At 70.1% G+C, this 16,043-nt stretch carries 18 protein-coding genes; 7 read left to right on the forward strand and 11 right to left on the reverse strand.

Annotation, left to right across the window (positions count from 1 at the left end; translation table 11 throughout):
- Positions 1-4: 4 nt before the first annotated feature.
- The 5 genes from BLP73_RS13615 to BLP73_RS13635 are packed head-to-tail and all read right to left on the reverse strand — an operon-like array spanning position 5 to position 2,082.
- Positions 5-721, reverse strand: a complete 717-nt coding sequence (locus BLP73_RS13615; RefSeq protein WP_090745650.1) for a flagellar hook-basal body complex protein — start codon at positions 719-721, stop codon at positions 5-7.
- Between the two features lie 3 nt (positions 722-724).
- Positions 725-991, reverse strand: coding sequence for a flagellar biosynthetic protein FliQ (locus BLP73_RS13620; RefSeq protein ID WP_090745653.1), 267 nt, complete (start codon positions 989-991; stop codon positions 725-727).
- A gap of 3 nt (positions 992-994) precedes the next feature.
- Positions 995-1,282, reverse strand: coding sequence for a flagellar hook-basal body complex protein FliE (gene fliE / locus BLP73_RS13625; protein ID WP_090745658.1), 288 nt, complete (start codon positions 1,280-1,282; stop codon positions 995-997).
- Between the two features lie 9 nt (positions 1,283-1,291).
- Positions 1,292-1,684 carry a flagellar basal body rod protein FlgC gene (gene flgC / locus BLP73_RS13630; RefSeq protein WP_090745661.1) on the reverse strand — a complete coding sequence of 131 codons (393 nt, stop codon included), beginning with the start codon at positions 1,682-1,684 and terminating at the stop codon, positions 1,292-1,294.
- 11 nt (positions 1,685-1,695) lie between these two features.
- On the reverse strand, positions 1,696-2,082 hold the full coding sequence (locus BLP73_RS13635; RefSeq protein WP_090745664.1) for a FlgB family protein: 387 nt from the start codon (positions 2,080-2,082) through the stop codon (positions 1,696-1,698).
- 96 nt (positions 2,083-2,178) lie between these two features.
- Between BLP73_RS13635 and BLP73_RS13640 the strand changes: the two genes are divergently transcribed.
- Together BLP73_RS13640 and BLP73_RS13645 are read left to right on the forward strand one after the other, a co-directional pair.
- Entirely contained in the window at positions 2,179-3,495 is a 1,317-nt protein-coding gene (locus tag BLP73_RS13640) for a FliI/YscN family ATPase (RefSeq protein ID WP_090745667.1), read from the forward strand.
- A 124-nt stretch (positions 3,496-3,619) separates the two neighbouring features.
- Positions 3,620-4,351, forward strand: coding sequence for a Crp/Fnr family transcriptional regulator (locus tag BLP73_RS13645; protein WP_090745670.1), 732 nt, complete (start codon positions 3,620-3,622; stop codon positions 4,349-4,351).
- 2 nt (positions 4,352-4,353) lie between these two features.
- On the opposite strand, the gene BLP73_RS13650 is transcribed toward BLP73_RS13645, so the two are convergent.
- The 3 genes from BLP73_RS13650 to BLP73_RS13660 all read right to left on the reverse strand — a co-directional run bounded on the left by BLP73_RS13650 (position 4,354) and on the right by BLP73_RS13660 (position 7,301).
- A complete protein-coding gene (locus BLP73_RS13650; RefSeq protein ID WP_139165963.1) occupies positions 4,354-5,154 on the reverse strand; it encodes an extensin-like domain-containing protein in 801 nt (266 codons plus the stop codon).
- On the reverse strand, positions 5,151-6,449 hold the full coding sequence (locus BLP73_RS13655) for a L,D-transpeptidase family protein (RefSeq protein ID WP_090745676.1): 1,299 nt from the start codon (positions 6,447-6,449) through the stop codon (positions 5,151-5,153). Before BLP73_RS13655 ends, BLP73_RS13650 begins: the two co-directional genes overlap by 4 nt.
- Positions 6,450-6,560: 111 nt before the next feature.
- On the reverse strand, positions 6,561-7,301 hold the full coding sequence (locus BLP73_RS13660) for a histidine utilization transcriptional repressor HutC (protein ID WP_090745679.1): 741 nt from the start codon (positions 7,299-7,301) through the stop codon (positions 6,561-6,563).
- A 188-nt stretch (positions 7,302-7,489) separates the two neighbouring features.
- Between BLP73_RS13660 and BLP73_RS13665 the strand changes: the two genes are divergently transcribed.
- The 5 genes from BLP73_RS13665 (at position 7,490) to BLP73_RS13685 (ending at position 12,759) form a co-directional block, all read left to right on the forward strand.
- Positions 7,490-8,701: an MFS transporter gene (locus tag BLP73_RS13665; protein WP_090745682.1), complete on the forward strand. Its 1,212-nt coding sequence runs from the start codon at positions 7,490-7,492 to the stop codon at positions 8,699-8,701.
- Between the two features lie 6 nt (positions 8,702-8,707).
- Entirely contained in the window at positions 8,708-10,405 is a 1,698-nt protein-coding gene (locus BLP73_RS13670) for a glycosyl transferase family 90 (RefSeq protein WP_090745685.1), read from the forward strand.
- Between the two features lie 20 nt (positions 10,406-10,425).
- The gene (locus BLP73_RS13675; protein ID WP_090745688.1) at positions 10,426-10,908 is read left to right on the forward strand and encodes an ureidoglycolate lyase; all 483 of its coding nucleotides are present in this window, start codon (positions 10,426-10,428) and stop codon (positions 10,906-10,908) included.
- A complete protein-coding gene (locus tag BLP73_RS13680) occupies positions 10,905-11,537 on the forward strand; it encodes a ribonuclease HII (protein WP_090745691.1) in 633 nt (210 codons plus the stop codon). The genes BLP73_RS13675 and BLP73_RS13680 overlap by 4 nt, the downstream gene beginning before the upstream one ends.
- Positions 11,538-11,628: 91 nt before the next feature.
- Complete coding sequence (locus tag BLP73_RS13685; protein WP_090745694.1) at positions 11,629-12,759, forward strand: site-specific DNA-methyltransferase; 1,131 nt, start codon at positions 11,629-11,631, stop codon at positions 12,757-12,759.
- A gap of 57 nt (positions 12,760-12,816) precedes the next feature.
- Here the strand turns inward: BLP73_RS13685 and BLP73_RS13690 are convergent, their stop codons facing one another.
- The 3 genes from BLP73_RS13690 to mutY form a co-directional block, all read right to left on the reverse strand.
- On the reverse strand, positions 12,817-13,545 hold the full coding sequence (locus tag BLP73_RS13690; RefSeq protein ID WP_139165964.1) for a Crp/Fnr family transcriptional regulator: 729 nt from the start codon (positions 13,543-13,545) through the stop codon (positions 12,817-12,819).
- Positions 13,546-13,832: 287 nt separating this feature from the next.
- Positions 13,833-14,972 (reverse strand): alkane 1-monooxygenase, encoded by a 1,140-nt coding sequence (locus BLP73_RS13695; protein WP_090745700.1) that lies wholly within the window; start codon positions 14,970-14,972, stop codon positions 13,833-13,835.
- A 9-nt stretch (positions 14,973-14,981) separates the two neighbouring features.
- Positions 14,982-16,007: an A/G-specific adenine glycosylase gene (mutY, locus tag BLP73_RS13700; protein ID WP_139165965.1), complete on the reverse strand. Its 1,026-nt coding sequence runs from the start codon at positions 16,005-16,007 to the stop codon at positions 14,982-14,984.
- Between the last annotated feature and the right edge of the window lie 36 nt (positions 16,008-16,043).

A 16,043-nucleotide genomic window follows, 5' to 3' on the forward strand; every position in this document is an offset into this window, starting at 1 on the left:
TGTCCTATCGGGTCATGGCGGCAAGGGCGCCGCGGATGCGCTGGTCCTCGCGGTCGAGGAAGCTGGCGCCCAGCTCATAGGCGCGCTGCACCTCGATCATGCGGGTGATCTCGAAGATCGGATCGACGTTCGAATCCTCCAGGAAGCCCTGGCGGATGCTGGCTTGCTCGACCGGCTCGGGCGCGCCCTCGAAGGCAAAGAGCGTGCCGCCCTGGCGGGTCGGGGTGGTGCCCTCGGGGGCGTTGAAGATGCCGATGCGGCCGAAGGGCACGCCGTTGGCCGAGAGCGTGCCATCCGGTGCGACCGCGACGGCACTTGCCCCGGCGGGAACGATGATCGGCGCCTCGCCCTCGTCCAGAAGGCGATGACCGTCCGCGTTCATCAGCTCGCCCTCGCCCGAGGGGGTGAAGGCGCCGGCGCGGGTCAGGCGGTTCCCCTCGGGCGTCTGCACGAGGAAGAACCCCTCGCCCTCGATGGCCAGATCGAAGCGGTTGTTCGTCTGCGTCAGCCCGCCCTGTCCCAGATCCAGAAGCCGCCCGCGCGCATGGGCCATCGAGAGCGTGTCGCCCGAACGATCCAGCGAGGCCAGGTGCTCGGCGAAGATGACGCCCTCGCGCCGGTAGCCGGGCGTGCTGGCATTGGCGATGTTGTTGGCCACCACGCGCATCTCGCGCATGAGGCCGGACTGCCGGGTGAGGCTGGCATAGATCGCGTTGTCCATGGCTCAGCTTCCCGCAATCATCGGGATGATCTGCCCGAGGTAGAAGTCGGACAGGGCCGTGGTCATGAAGCTCATGGTGACCCAGAAGACCAGCAGCATCAGGCCCACCTTCGGCACGAAGGTCAGCGTCATCTCCTGCACCGAGGTCAGCGCCTGGAAGAGGCCGATGATCACACCGGCCACCAGCGCCACGCCCAGAAGCGGGGCCGAGATGCGCACCGAGATCAGCAGCGCCTGGCGCAGCATGTCGAAGAGGACGGTCTCGGTCATGGCTCAGACCGGCATCCGCAGGATTTCCTGGTAGGCCTCGACCACGCGGTCGCGGATGGCGACGACGGTGTCCATCGCCAGCTCGGCCTCGGCCAGGGTCTGGACCAGCTGGTGCGTCGGCACCTGGCCGGTCATCGCGCCGGTCGAGACCTCGTCGACCTGCGCCATCTGGCGCGCGAAATCCTCGGCGGCACTGCCGAGGCGCTGCATGGCGCCCTGGCCATCGCCCGAGGGCGCGACGGCCGCGCGGGCCGTGGTGTAGTTGCTTGCGGCGGCGATATTGTTCAGCATCGGGACCCCTTAGCGGCGGAGGATTTCAAGAAGCGACGCACCCATCTGGCGCGTCTGCTCGAACATGCGGAGATTGGCCTCATAGCTGCGACCGGCCTCGCGGCTGTCGGCCAGCTCGATCATCAGCTCGACATTCGAGCCGGCGTAGTAGCCCTCGGCATTGGCCATCGGGTGGGCCGGGTCGTAGATCTGCGGCAGCGGCGTCTGGTCCAGCCGCATCCGGCCGGCCTCGACCTCGCCGGTGGGGCGGCCGAAGCGGACCGCCTCCTCGAAGGTTACCAGCTTGCGCCGGTAGCCGGGCGTGTCGACGTTCGCCATGTTCTCGGCGGTGTGGCGCAGGCGCTCGCTTTGCGCGCGCATGCCCGAGGCGGCAAGGCGCAGGGCGGAAATCGGTTCGCTCATCGTCCCCTCCCTCAGCGCCGGCCGATGCTGGCGCGCATGAGCGTCAGCGCCGAGCGGTAGATCCCGATCGACAGGTCGTGCTGGCGCTTGACCTCGGCGGCGCGGACCATCTCGGTCTCGAGCGAGACGGTGTTGCCGTTCGGCGAGGCTTGCGCCTCGTCGGTCGTCAGGGCGGCCGGGCGCAGCTGGCCCTCATAGGGGATGTGGCGCGCGTTGCTGGTGCGCAGGGCCGGTGTCTCGACGCCGCGGCGATAGCTGTCCTCGAACCGGGCAAGGTCCTGCGCGCGATAGCCCGGCGTGTCGGCATTGGCGATGTTGCGCGCCACGGCGACCTGCCGCTGCGCCACGTGGTGGCCCATGGCGCGGGCCATCCGCATCATTTCGATTCTCTCAAACATGAGGCTTCTCCTCATTCACGATAAACCCGGTCTTAACCCCGATTGGTTTAGAAACCGTTTCGCAGCGGCAGAAAGCCGGCGGGACGGGAAGCGGGAATGCTAAAGATTGAATCGATCGCGCAGCGGATGGCCGAATTGCGGCTGGCGCGGCATTTCGGACAGGTCAGCGCCGTGCGCGCGGGGCTGATCCGGGTGGCGGGGCTGAACGACATCGCGTCGGTCGGCGACCGGGTGGCGATCGCGCTGCCGGGGGGACGGCTGGCCGCCGAGATCGTGGGCCTCGGGCCGCGCCACGCCGATGTCCTGCCCGAGGGCGGGATCGAGGGGCTGGCCGTCGGCGCCGAGGTCGAGCTGCTGCACGCGCCGCGCATCTCGCCCTGCGACGCCTGGATCGGGCGCATCATCGACCCGCTCGGCCAGCCGCTGGACGGGCGGCCGCTGCCGCAGGGGCTGGCGCCGCGCGCCTTTCGGGCCGAGGCGCCGCCCGCCGTCTCGCGCAAGCGGCTCGGGCCGCGGCTGGCGACGGGGCTTGCGGTCTTCGACACGCTGCTGCCGCTTGTGGCCGGGCAGCGGATCGGGCTCTTCGCGGGCTCGGGCGTGGGCAAGTCGACGCTGCTCTCGCAGCTGGCGATGGGGGTCGAGGCCGATGTCGTCGTCATCGCCCTGATCGGCGAGCGGGGGCGCGAACTGCGCGAATTCGTCGAGCGCACGCTTGGCCCGGAGGGCATGGCGCGCGCCGTCATCGTCACCGCGACCTCGGACCGCTCGCCGCTGATCCGCCGCCGCTGCGCATGGGCTGCGACGGCCGTGGCCGAGCATTTCCGCGACCAGGGCCGGCACGTCCTGCTGCTGGCCGATTCGATCACCCGCTTCGCCGAGGCGCATCGCGAGATCGCGCTGGCCGCGGGCGAGCCGCCCAGCTTCCGCGGCTTCCCGCCCTCGGTCTCGAACCTCGTCATGAGCCTGGCCGAACGCGCCGGCCCCGGGCCCGAGGGCTGCGGCGACATCACCGGCATCTTCACGGTGCTCGTCGCCGGCTCGGACATGGACGAGCCGATCGCGGACGTGCTGCGCGGCACGCTGGACGGGCATGTGGTGCTGGACCGCGCCATCGCCGAACGGGGGCGCTTTCCGGCCGTCGATGTGGTACGATCGGTTTCGCGCTCGCTGCCCGAGGCAGCGGACGCGGCCGAGAATGCGCTGATCGCGAAGGCGCGAGGCGCGCTCGGGGCCTATGCCGAATCCGAACTGATGATCCGCGCGGGGCTCTATGCTCCGGGCTCTGATCCCCGTCTCGACGAGGCCGTTCGGCTCTATCCGGCGCTCGACGCCTTCGTCGCGCGCCGCTGCGCCGGCATCGCCGACAGCTTCGCCGCGCTGGCCGCGGCGCTGCGTCCACCGGTGGGCCGGTGACGTGCAACCCATTGCGGACGTTACGCGTTTCCGCGGCTAATCAATGTTAGAACCTGCTGCAGGGCCATTGCGGACAAAAACATCATTTGCCAGTGTCCGCCAGCCGTGAAGAAGGAGATGCTTGATGGCGATCACCGAGTATTTCGTTCGCTATCTGCAAAGACGTGACAGACTGAGCGAGCGCGATCTGGCGCGGCTGCGCGCGGTGCCCACACGCAATGCCAGCTTCAACGCCGGAGAGACGATCGTCGCCGCCGAACAGGTCGGCCATACCAGCTGCATGATGCTGCGCGGGCTGTCGGCCCGCTCGCACCAGCTTGTCGGCCGGCCGCAGGAGCGGGTGATCACCGCGCTCCATGTGCCGGGCGATTTCATCGACCTGCACGGCTTCGTGCTGGCCGGTCTCGACCACTCGGTCATTGCGGTCGGCGCGGTCGAGGTCGAGTTCATCGATCACAGCGAGCTGACCGAGATCACTGAGAACTTCCCGCACCTGACGCGGCTTTTGTGGATGGCGACGCTGATCGACGCGGCCATCCACCGGCAATGGCTGGTCGCCGCCGCCTCGCTGCGCTCGAGCGCGCATCTGGCGCATCTTCTGTGCGAGATCTACACGCGGCTGAACGCTGTCGGCGCCGCCTCGGGCTGGCAGTTCTCGCTGCCGCTGCTGCAGCGCGAGCTGGCCGACATCCTTGGCTATTCGCCGATCCACGTGAACCGGGCCGTGCGCGACCTTCGCGATCGCGGGCTGATCCGCTGGACCGGGGCCGATGTCACGATCCTCGACTGGAACGGCCTGTCGGCGCTGGCGCGGTTCGACACGACCTATCTGGACATGGAGCGCAAGAGCCGCTGAGCCTAGTCGCAGACGCGCCAGCCGCTGGATCTCTGCGAGAGGTCCAGATGCAGGTGATCGTCATGCGCCGCGTTCGAGCCGGGCCCGAGCACCGTCGTGAAGAACAGGCAGCCGGTCGCCTGCGCCGCGCGCTGGAAGGCGGCGTCGGCGTCGCCGTCCTCGGCGCGCGGGCGGACGGGCAGCGGCTCGCGCCCCTCTAGTTCGAAGGACATGACGTCGATGGCGTTGCCGAGTGCATGTTCCGACGGCGGCGGATCGGCGTCTCCGGTGCCGACGCGGTCGCGGCAGACATAGCCGGGGCCGGTCCGCAGCGCGGTCAGCGGCGCATCGTCCGAGACGGCGCGGGCGGCCGGCACAAGGAAGTCGCGCGTCCAGCCGGCCAGCGCAAGCGCCGTCTGGCAGCGCAGGATCGGCGCGTCCGGCAGCTCGACCCCTCGCAAAAGCCGCGTCACCTGCACCGGCCGGGCAATGCCGCAGTCCCATGCCTCAGCCTCGGCGATCGGAGGCGGCTCGGTGAAGGTTGCGCCGCCCCGGCGCAGTAGCGACAGGCAGGCGGCGTGGTCGGCGTCCGAGCCGGCGATGGTAAACCAGGCCGGCGGTGCGGGAGGACCGATCAGTTCGCCCTCCTGCGGCGCCGGCTCTTGGGCATCCGCCGCATCGTCGGCCGCGGGCGGTTCGGGTTCCGCCTCTATCATCTCGGGACGGGCGGGCGGGCGCTCTGTGGGCGGCGCCTCCTGTGCAAGAGCCGCTGCGCCCGCCAGGATCAGGGCGGCTGTCAGCGAGAGCCGCCCGAGCCTCGTCACGGCTGCGTCTCGGCGGGCAGGGGCACCACGAAGCCCTCGGGCAGGGCGCCCGACAGCGCCTCGCCCAGAAGATCGCTCTCGCCGGCGGGGGCCAGTTCAGGCTCGGTCGTGTCCTCGACGACATCCGCGGCCGGCGCGGTAGCGGCTGGCGCGGTGGCATCGGGCAGGGCCAGCGGCGTCTCGGTCGCGGGCACGGCGGCGGCCGCGGGCGCGGCGTCCGGCAGCGCGATCTCGGCCACCGGGGCGCTGGCGGCACGGGCGCCGCCGGTGACATCAGCGATGGTTACGCCGCTGGCCAGGAACTCGACACTGGTCGCGCCGATGCGCACCATGCCCGCCAGTTCCTCGGCATCCCAGTTGGTCAGGCGCACGCAGCCCATCGATTGGTTGTGGAAGAGCTGCGAGGGCGTGGGCGTGCCGTGGATGCCGTAGGTCGGCTTCGTCAGCCCGATCCAGACCGTGCCGACCGGCCCGTTGGGCCCCGGCGGGATCACCAGCTTGCGGTCGTTGTCGCCCTGCTGGAAGTTGACCTCGGGGTTGTAGGTGTAGTTGGGGTTGATGGCCACGGTGCGGACGCTGTGCGTGCCGGCCGGCGAGGGGGTGGCCGACGAGCCGATGGTCGCGGGATAGTCCACCAGCATCTCGCCGCGGGCGTTGTAGCCGGCGACGCGGCGGCTGTCCTTGTCGATGATGATGCGCGTGACCTCGCCGCGGATGCGGGCGTTCGGGGCCATGACCTGGATCGTCGCGCCCGGGGCGAGGGTGACGCCGGGGTTCAGGAACTGGATGAACTTCTCGTCCATGTGAAAGCGCTCGGCCAGGCGCTCGGCGATGCTGGTATAGCCCATCGACGGCATCTGCGCCTTCTCGGCATAATCCGTCGGGATGTGGTCCACGAGGCCCTCGGCATCCGCCGCGGTGATGGTGTAGCTCTGCGTCGCTGGCCGTTCGGCCCAGGCCTGCAGCAGGTTCCACACATGTGCGTCGAGAAGGCCGTCCATCGGCAGCCCTGCCCGCCGCTCGAAGGCCATGATCGCGCTCTGGCTCATGGCGCCCTTGAAGCCGTCGATCACGCCAGGCGAGGTGCCCGACCGGTCCAGCAGGATCTGCACCTTCGCGGTCAGCGCCGAGCGTCCGGACGGGATGTCGCCGCCGTCATACTGCGCCGCCTCGATGTCGGCGGCGGTGAAGGGGCGGTCGCCCTGGGCCAGCGCCGGCAGGCCGGCAAGGGCAAGGCAGGCGCTGGACAGGACCAGGCCCAGAAACAGGCGTCCGAGGGCGGCGGGGTGGGGCATCGTGAACTCCGGAAGGAACTGGAGGAAACATCGCGTATTGCGCGAGTTCGCGCCAGATACCCCCGGGGTCACGTTTCGGTCAATCGCCGCGCGGCGCGGGCCGCGCAGGGTTCAGTCGTTGATGCTCAGCCGGTAGCGCGGCGGGTAGAACTGGCGCGAGAACGAGACCGGCACGCCGTCGCGCAGGTTGATGCGCTCGATGACCAGAAGCGGCGTTCCCGGGGCCAGGCCCAGCTGCAACGCGGTCGCGCCCGAGGCGCTTTCCGACAGGATCGCGAACTGCGCCTGCGTCACCGGCACGTTCTGCGCCAGCCATTCATGGGGCGACTGCGTCTCGAAGGCGAGGCGGTCGAGGTCCGGCAGGGCGCGCGGGTTCAGCCAGATCATCTCGCAGCAATGCGGGCGGTCGTCGGCCAGGTAGACCGCGCGGACCAGCAGCGTCGGCCGGTCGTCGGCGACCTGCAGGGCGCGCGCCGCGCTTTCCATCGGCGCCTCCAGCACGGCCTCGGTCAGGCGGTAGCCATAGGCCGCGCCGAGCGCCTCGATCTCGTCGCGGACCGCCGGCATGTCCAGCCGCGTGCGGCGCGAGGGGCGGGCGGTGACGCGGGTTCCGACCTTGCGCCGGCGCTGGATGATGCCGCTGTCGGCCAGATCGCGCAGGGCGCGGTTCACGGTCGCCCGCGCGCAGCCCATCGCCTTGGCCAGTTCGTGCTCGGTCGGGATCAGCGAGCCGGGCGCCCATTCGCCCGACTGGATGCGGTTGAGGACATCGGCGCGGATGGCCTGCCAGGTGTTCATGCGGGTGCGCCGCGCCGCCTGTATTTCAGGCGAAAAGGTGAAATGCGCGTTCATGGTGATTAGTTCCTCGTTACGCGGCGAAATTTACAACATCAGACATAAGTTAAAGCGCCTCGCGGAGCACCTATCCGTATGGTTAGGCAAAGCCGTGCATCGGGGCATATCCTAAAGTCCTATTTACGCCCCTTTCTTTGCCTGCAAGTTCAGTATATTGCAGGATGTGCAACAGCCCGAGACCGCCCATGCCCGCAGCCGCCCGGACGCCAGATCCCCTTGCCTCGACGGCCGCGCTGACATCCTGGGGCATCCTGACCGCGATTAGCCTTTGCCACATGGTCAACGACGTGATGCAGTCGATGCTGGCCGCCATCTACCCGCTTTTGCAGGCCGAGTTCGCCCTGAGCTACAGCCAGATCGGGGTGCTGACGCTGGCCTTCCAGGTGACCGCCTCGCTGCTGCAGCCGCTGATCGGCATGGCGACGGACCGCCATCCGCAGCCGCGCTCGCTGCCCTTCGGGATGTTCTCGACTTTCACAGGGGTGCTGCTGCTGGCCTTCGCGACGCATTATCCGATGCTGCTGGCCGGGGCGATGCTGATCGGGATCGGCTCGGCCGTGTTCCACCCGGAAAGCTCGCGCGTGGCGCGGCTGGCCTCGGGCGGACGATTCGGCACGGCGCAGTCGCTGTTCCAGCTGGGCGGCAATTTCGGCCAGTCGCTCGGCCCGCTGCTGGCGGCCTTCATCGTGGTCCCGCTCGGCCGCCCGGCGGTGGCGTGGTTCGCCGTCGCCGCGGCTTTGGGCGCGGCGCTGCTGTGGCATGTCGGCACCTGGGCCGAGACACGCCGCAGGGCAGCCGCCGCGCGCCCCGCCGAGACGCGGCTGACGCTGCCGCGGGTCACCGTGATCCGCGCCATCACGATCCTCGCGATCCTGACCTTCACCAAGAACATCTACTCGGCCGCGATGAGCAGCTACTTCACCTTCTACACGATCGAGACCTTCGGCCTCGGGGCGCAGGGGGCGCAGATCATGCTGTTCCTGTTCCTGGCGGGCATGGCGGCGGGCGTGATGCTGGGCGGCATCTTCGGCGACCGGATCGGGCCGCTCGCGGTGATCTGGATCTCGATCCTGGGCGTGCTGCCCTTCACGCTGCTGCTGCCCCATGTCGGGCTCTATGCGACCGCGGCCCTCGCCTTTGTGATCGGCCTCATCCTCGCCTCGGCCTTCCCGGCCATCGTCGTCTTCGCGCAGGAGCTGGTGCCGGGCCGCACCGGCATGATCGCGGGGCTGTTCTTCGGCTTCTCCTTCGGGATGGGTGGCATCTCGGCGGCGGCGCTCGGGGTGCTGGCGGATGCGCGGGGCATCCAAGCGGTCTTCGCGCTGGTCGCCTGGCTGCCGGTGCTGGGGCTGCTGACGATCCTGCTGCCGCGCCGCAGCCGCATGATCGGCGGCTGACTCGGCTTGCGGATCTTCCACATCAGCCCCGACTGCTGCGGCGAGGCGCAGATCGCCCGCATCTTCCGCACCAACGGCCACGAGGTCGCGCTGCACGAGGACGGGCGCCTGGCCGCCGACATCCTCTATGCCGAGGGCCGCGGCCTCGCCCCACTGCGCCCTTGGCGCAAGGCGCGGCTGCTGACCGGGCTCTACCGCCGGACGCCGCACTGGCGCCCTCCGCTCGAGGCGTGGCGGCGCTTCGCCTTCCTCGACCAGCAGTTTCCGCAGGCACGCTTCCTGCTGACGTCGCGGCGGCGTGAGGACTGGATCGCGCAGCGCCTCGCCCGCGACGAGGGGCGGGCGGCGCGGGCCTGGGCGCATCACCTCGGGCTGGGCGAGGACGACCTGCCCGAGGTCTGGGCCCGGCACTGGGACGCACATCTGGCCGCGGTCCGCGCGCATTTCGCCGGCAGCGGGCGGCTGATCGAGCTGGACCTGGACCGCGACACGCCCGCCGACCTGGCGCGGCTTCTCGGCGATCTCGTCCCCCTGCCGGTCCTGCCGATCAGCCGCTGGAAGCTCGAGCCGGGCCAGCGCCGCGCGCCGCCGCGCCCCGCGTCCGCGCCGCCGGATTGGGCGGCGGATCTGGCGCGCTTCTGCCTCGGCACGCTGCGGCCGGGGACGGACATCGCGCCCGGCGCCCTCTCGCGCTTCGCCTGCCACTGGGACGGGGCGGTCTCTGCGGCTGGTGCGCCCGTCACCGACCCCGAGGGCGTGGCGCGGCAGATGGCGGTGCTGGAGGGCGGCGCCGGTCCCGTGGCCGTCACGCATGAGGGGCGGCACTTCAAGCTGGTCCGGGCCGAGGGGGTGGTGAACGACATCCTCCGCCTCGGCCGCCGCGATCCGGTCTGGATGGACATGGAGGATTCGCGCTGGCTGGGCAGTCCCGAGGGCGTCGCGCCCGGCCGCCCGGTCCTCTGCCACAACCGCCGGGCGGGGGCGGTGAACGCGGTCCTCTGGCCGCTGCCCGACCAGCACGCGATCGGCCTGCCCGGCTTCGATCCGGCGGCGGCGCCCGACGAGGTGCCATGGCACGAGAAGGAGGACCGGCTGGTCTGGCGCGGCATGATCTCGGGCTCCGAGATGCGGCCGGGGGTCAAGCCCGGCCCGGCCAGCCATGTCTGGCTGGAGCGGCTGGAGGCGGCCGAGGACGATGCCGCACGCGCGGCGGCATGGGAGGGGCTGGCGCGGACCAACCGCATGGCCTTCCTGGCCCGCTACCGGGCGCATCCCGACTTCGACATCGCGGCCGTCATGGCCCCTCGCTTCGCCCGCTTCGCCGATCATCCGCGGCTGGCACCCTTCTGCGCCCCGCGCCAGCCGCGCGCCTTCTTCCACCGCTTCCGCTACCAGCTCTGCCTGACCGGCTACGACCACGGCTCGAACTTCATCCCGGCCATCGACAGCCGATCGGTCCTCCTGGCCGAGGAGGACGGGTGGGAGGTGTTCTACTCGGGCCGCTTCCGGCCTTGGGTCCACTACATCCCGGTCTCCCGCCACCTTGCCGACATCGAGGAGAAGCTGGCCTGGGCGCGCGCCCATCCGGACGAGTGCCAGCGCATGTCCGGCCGCGCCCGGCACGAGGCGGCGCATCTGCGCGATCCCGCGGCGCGGCGGCGGCTGATGTCGCTGATCCTCGACGGGCTGGCCGCGGCGCGCTAGACGGCGTGGAGGAGGCCGCCATGACCCACACCATCCGCATCGAGCCGCTGACCCGCGAGGCCTTCGCCCCCTTCGGCGAGGTGCTGGCCCCGCGCGCGGCGGCGGACCGCATGATCAATGCCGGCCGCTGCGAGCGTCATCACGCGCTGGCCACCGTCGAACGGGGCGGCGGCGAGGCGATCATCTCGATCTTCCGCTCGGTCCCGGTGAGCCTGCCCTACGATTGCGACCTGCTGGAGCGGCACCCCTTGGGCAGCCAGGCCTTCATGCCGCTCGGCCCCGACGCGTGGCTCTCCGTCGTCGCGCCCGACGAGGACGGGCGCCCGGGCGCGCCGCGGGCCTTCCTGGTGCCGGCCGGGGTGGGCGTGAACCTGCGCGCGGGGACCTGGCACGGGGTGCTGACGCCGCTCGACCGGCCGGCGGACTTCCTGGTGATCGACCGGGAAGGCGACGGCTCGAACCTTCAGGAGGTCCGCATCGCGCCCGTCAGGATCACCGCGTGAGCGGGCCGGACCTCAGCTTCGAGACGGCGGCCCGCGCCCGCGGCGCGCGCCTCGTCGCGGGCGTCGACGAGGTGGGGCGCGGCCCGCTGGCCGGTCCCGTGACCGCGGCCGCCGTGATCCTGCCGGAGGCGGGGCTGCCTGACGGGCTGAATGATTCCAAGAAGCTGACGCCCGCCCGCCGCGAGGTTCTGGCCGCCTGGATCGCGGCCCATTGCGACTGCGCCGTCGTGCATGTGGGCGTCGAGGAGATCGAGCGCCTGAACATCCTGCGCGCCAGCCATCTGGCCATGTGCCGCGCCCTTTCAGCCCTGCGCCAGCGCCCCTGCCTTGCGCTGATCGACGGCAACCGCCTGCCCGAGGGGCTGGACTGCCCCGGCGAGACCATCGTCAAGGGCGACGCGCTGAGCCTGTCGATCGCCGCCGCCTCAATCCTGGCGAAGGTGGCGCGCGACCGGCTGATGGTGGATTTGGCGCAACAGCACCCTGGCTATGGCTGGGAGGCGAATGCCGGCTATCCGACTCCCGCGCATCTGCAGGCTCTTCTAGATCTTGGGGTCACCCCACATCATAGACGCAGCTTCGCGCCCGTCCACAACATCTTGTGTAAAGACGGTTTAGCAAGTGCTTGATTCAATAAAGAAATTGACGGCGAATCGGCTCTGAATCATCTTTGGGGGCAGATCAGACCGGCAGGAAGCCGGCATTCCCCGAAGGCAGAGCATGACGAAAACCAAGACCCCGCGGACCAGTTCCGCGCCGCCATTGCCGCTGAACCAGATCCTGGCCGGCGACTGCATCGAGATCATGAACGGCTTGCCCGCCGGCAGCGTCGACCTGATCTTCGCGGACCCGCCCTACAATCTTCAGCTGAAGGGCGAGCTGCACCGGCCCGACCACAGCCGCGTCGATGCCGTGGACGACCACTGGGACCAGTTCTCGACCTTCGCGGCCTATGACAGCTTCACGAGGGACTGGCTGGCCGCCGCGCGGCGCCTTCTGAAGCCGAACGGGGCGATCTGGGTGATCGGCAGCTACCACAACATCTTCCGCGTCGGCGCCGAGCTTCAGAACCAGGGCTTTTGGATCATGAACGACGTGATCTGGCGCAAGACGAACCCGATGCCGAACTTCCGCGGCAAGCGCCTGACCAACGCGCATGAGACGCTGATCTGGGCGGCCAAGTCCGAAAGCTCGAAATACACCTTCAACTACGAGGCGCTGAAGTCGCTGAACGAGGGCGTGCAGATGCGCTCGGACTGGGTTCTGCCGATCTGCAACGGGGGCGAGCGGCTGAAGGACGCGGCCGGCGAAAAGGCGCATCCGACCCAGAAGCCCGAATCGCTGCTGCACCGGGTCATCGTCGGCACGACCAACCCGGGCGACGTGGTGCTGGACCCGTTCTTCGGCACCGGCACGACCGGCGCGGTCGCCAAGATGCTGGGCCGCGACTTCATCGGGATCGAGCGCGAGGAAGCCTATCGCGAGGTCGCCGCCCGCCGCCTGTCGCGCGTGCGCCGCTTCGACGCCGAGGCCATCGCCACCACCCGCGCCAAGCGCGCCGAGCCGCGCGTCCCCTTCGGCCAGGTGATCGAGCGCGGGATGCTGCGCCCGGGCGAGGAGCTGTTCTCGATCGGCAACCGGCACAAGGCCAAGGTCCGCGCCGATGGCAGCCTGATCGGCAACGACGTCAAGGGCTCCATCCACCAGGTCGGCGCCGCGCTGGAAGGCGCGCCCAGCTGCAACGGCTGGACCTACTGGCATTTCCGTCGCGAGGGCCGGATGATCCCGCTGGACATCCTGCGCCAGCAGATCCGCGCCGAGATGGAGGGCGAGGCGCCCCGGCCCAACTGATCCTCACGAGGTTTCGCCGCCCTGCCGGTCATGTGGCAGGGCCACTGCCCCGCCATGTCAGCATGGCGGGGCCTTTTCATCCGCGCCGGAGGCCGCCGCGCGGCTGCGCGAGCCCGCGCCGATACCCTCGGCCGACAGCCGCGCCGCCTCCAGCGCCGCGCGGTCGCGGATTAGGATGGAGCCGCGGCTGAGCCCGACGATCCCGAGCGCCCGAAGATGGGCCAGCGTCCGGTTCACCGTCTGGCGCGAGCAGCCGCAGAAGGTCGCAAGATCGGCTTGGCTGATCTGCGCGCAGGGCTGGTCGATCGTCGTCAGGCTGAGCAGGTGCATGCGAATGCGGTCTTCCGAGGTGAAGAACATGGCGACCGTGTGCTGGCGGTTGTCGCGGATCAGGCGGTCGTGGAAAATGCCGGCAAGGTTGTGCAGCAGCGTCTCGGCGGGCAGGGCGCGCCTGACCATGCCCAGATCGAAGGCGGCCAGCAGGCTGCCCGCCTGAGCAATGCAGGTGGCCGCGCAGGGGCGACCCGACAGGATCTCGACCTCGCCGACGACCTCTCCGGGGCGGGCGAGATGGGCCAGGACGCGGTTGCCGTCATTGTCGATGAAGCTGACCTCGACCGCCCCGCGCAGCACCAGGTAGGCGGCGCTCGTCGCCTCGCCCTGCCGCAGGATGGGCTTGGCCTCGGGGAACCTGTGCGTGCGGCACCGTTCCATGAAGGCCAGGAAGCCCGCCAGCGTGATCCCGGCCAGAAGGGCGGGCGGAGAGCTGTGGAACAGGCGAGTCAACTCGGCGCCCGTCAGGCCGAAGCGCGGGCTCCGGGGCGTTGTGCCCCCGTCGGTGTCGCTGTGGCAGCCACCCTTCGACAATTCCTCAAGCCCGTTGCCGCGCCGTCCCGACCTTCGGGAGCAGCTAATGGCTTTATACTTGATTTTTCGGAAATTGTCTCGTCCGACCGGAAGCGCGGAACCGTACCAACGCAACACACACCCTGCGCCTCCAGCCGGCACCTTAGTTGTAGGCCGGCCTCTGCGCGCCCTGTGTCTGCTAGACGACAGAGGAGGATGATTTTCCCCTAGAGCGCGTTCCGCGGCAAAGGCAGCTCGCCCGTATTATAGGGGGTCCAGTCCACGATCTCGGGGTAGAAGCGGCGTCGCCAGGCCCGCACGCGCGGGTTCATCCGGCGGCGCCAGAAGGGCGGGACCATCGCCACGAAGGTCATGGCGGGGTAGCCGAGGGGCAGCTGCGGGGCGTCGTCCTCGGCATAGGTCTGCAGCAGCGGAAAGCGCCGGTCGGGCTTGGTGTGGTGGTCCGAGTGGCGCTGAAGGTTGATCAGCAGCCAGTTCGTCGCCGTGTGGCTGGCGTTCCAGCTGTGATGCGGGCGGACAGGCTCGTACCGGCCCCCGCCCAGGTGCTTGCGCGACAGGCCGTAATGCTCGACGTAGTTCGTCAGCTCCAGCTGCCAGACGGCGATGAAGGCCTGGAAGAGGAACAGCGCGAGGCCCGTCCAGCCGCCCAGCCCCACGGCCAGCGCCAGCATCGCCCCCTGCAGCGCCGCGTAGCGCCAGAAGGGGTTGCGCCGGTCCCAAGGGCGGCGGCCGGCGCGGGCGAGAAAGCGCGTCTCGGCCCGCCACGCGCTGCGCGGCCCTTGGGTCAGGACCCGCCAGAAGAAGCTGTAGAACCCCTCGTTGTAGCGCGCCGAGACCGCGTCGCGCGGGGTCGAGACCCAGGAATGGTGGACCAGCAGATGCTCGGTGCGAAAATGCGAATACAGCACCGAGGCAAGCAGCAGATCGCCGAGCCAGCGTTCCAGCGGCGTCTTCTGGTGCAGCAGTTCGTGGGCATAGACGATGCCGATGCTGCCCGAGATGACACCGATGCCGAAGAACAGGCCCAGCTTCTCCCACCCGGACAGGTGGCCGGTCGCCTGCACGTACCAGATGCCGCCGAAGATCGCCGCGAACTGCAACGGGAACCAGACGATCGTGACGGCCCGGTGCCAGAATAGCTGGTCGGCCCCCGTCTCGGGATCTGCGTTCGCCTCGTTGAGGCCCAGAAGGCCGTCGAGCGCGGTGGTCAGGTACCAGGCATAGGCAGGGATCAGCGCCCACCACCAGCCACCCCGCCAAGCGGCCAAGGCGACCAGCGGCACCATCACCACGGACAGCCAGAAGGGCGCGGCGGCGGGCAGGGACGAGGGACGCGATTCGCTCATGCCGCAATCTTAGGTTGCCAGATGCGGCAGCGCCACATCCCAGACCTTGCGCATGAGGCCCGGAAGGGCCGCGCGGTCGATCTGCCGCAGGGGGACAAACGCGCCCCGCGCAGGGTTGCCGGCCAGATCGCCAAGCTCCACCCGAAGCGTCAACGAGAAATGGGTGAAGACATGCCGGACCTCGCCGATGCCGCGCCAGTCACCGGCGCCGGGCGGCGGCAGGTCGCTGCCGTCCCACCCGGTCGAGGGGAAGGCGAGCGTGCCGCCCAGCAGCCCCTTCTCCGCGCGCCGCTCGGTCAGGATCATCCCGCCGCGGCGGCCGATCCAGACGGTGCCGGTCCGCTCGGGCTTGGCCGCCTTCGGCAGCTTGCGCGGCAGGTCGGCAGCGATGCCCTTGGCGCGGGCGTCGCAGGGCGTGATCAGCGGGCAGATGGCGCAGGCGGGGCTGCGCGGGGTGCAGATCGTGGCGCCAAGGTCCATCATCGCCTGCGCGAAATCTCCGGGCCGCCGCTGCGGCGTCAGCGTGGCGGCCAGCGCGGTCAGGCGCGGCTTCGAGCGCGGCAGCGGCTCCTCGACGGCGAAAAGGCGCGAGACGACACGCTCGACATTGCCGTCCACCACCGTCTCGGGCCGCTCGAACGCGATCGAGGCGATGGCGGCCGAGGTGTAGGGCCCGATCCCCGGCAGCGCCGCCAGACCCTCTCGCGTGTCCGGAAAGCCGCCCGCCGCCGCCACCGCGCGGGCGCAGGCCAAGAGGTTGCGGGCGCGGGCGTAATAGCCGAGGCCCGCCCATTCGGCCATGACCTCGGCATCCTCGGCGGCCGCCAGCGCCTGAACCGTCGGCCAGCGGGCGGTGAAGCGATGGAAGTAGTCCTTGACCGCCGCCACCGTGGTCTGCTGCAGCATCACCTCGGACAGCCAGACGCGGTAGGGGTCCATCGCCGGCGTGCCGGGCGGGGCGCGCCAGGGCAGGGCGCGAGCGTGGCGGTCATACCAGTCCAGAAGCGCCTCCGCGATCACCTTGCTGTCACGCACTTATGTGATTCCTTTCAAGCGGCGCGCTTTCATCCG

It is taken from the genome of Paracoccus tibetensis, assembly GCF_900102505.1.
GTDB lineage: Bacteria > Pseudomonadota > Alphaproteobacteria > Rhodobacterales > Rhodobacteraceae > Paracoccus > Paracoccus tibetensis.

Coding starts and splice junctions, on each gene's coding strand:
- BLP73_RS13665 (WP_090745682.1), top strand. CDS start 7,490: ATGCCCGCAGCCGCCCGGACGCCAGATCCCCTTGCCTCGACGGCCGCG.
- BLP73_RS13645 (WP_090745670.1), top strand. CDS start 3,620: ATGGCGATCACCGAGTATTTCGTTCGCTATCTGCAAAGACGTGACAGA.
- BLP73_RS13655 (WP_090745676.1), bottom strand. CDS start 6,449: ATGCCCCACCCCGCCGCCCTCGGACGCCTGTTTCTGGGCCTGGTCCTG.
- BLP73_RS13660 (WP_090745679.1), bottom strand. CDS start 7,301: ATGAACGCGCATTTCACCTTTTCGCCTGAAATACAGGCGGCGCGGCGC.
- BLP73_RS13675 (WP_090745688.1), top strand. CDS start 10,426: ATGACCCACACCATCCGCATCGAGCCGCTGACCCGCGAGGCCTTCGCC.
- BLP73_RS13615 (WP_090745650.1), bottom strand. CDS start 721: ATGGACAACGCGATCTATGCCAGCCTCACCCGGCAGTCCGGCCTCATG.
- BLP73_RS13640 (WP_090745667.1), top strand. CDS start 2,179: ATGCTAAAGATTGAATCGATCGCGCAGCGGATGGCCGAATTGCGGCTG.
- BLP73_RS13695 (WP_090745700.1), bottom strand. CDS start 14,972: ATGAGCGAATCGCGTCCCTCGTCCCTGCCCGCCGCCGCGCCCTTCTGG.
- BLP73_RS13620 (WP_090745653.1), bottom strand. CDS start 991: ATGACCGAGACCGTCCTCTTCGACATGCTGCGCCAGGCGCTGCTGATC.
- flgC (WP_090745661.1), bottom strand. CDS start 1,684: ATGAGCGAACCGATTTCCGCCCTGCGCCTTGCCGCCTCGGGCATGCGC.
- fliE (WP_090745658.1), bottom strand. CDS start 1,282: ATGCTGAACAATATCGCCGCCGCAAGCAACTACACCACGGCCCGCGCG.
- BLP73_RS13635 (WP_090745664.1), bottom strand. CDS start 2,082: ATGTTTGAGAGAATCGAAATGATGCGGATGGCCCGCGCCATGGGCCAC.
- BLP73_RS13685 (WP_090745694.1), top strand. CDS start 11,629: ATGACGAAAACCAAGACCCCGCGGACCAGTTCCGCGCCGCCATTGCCG.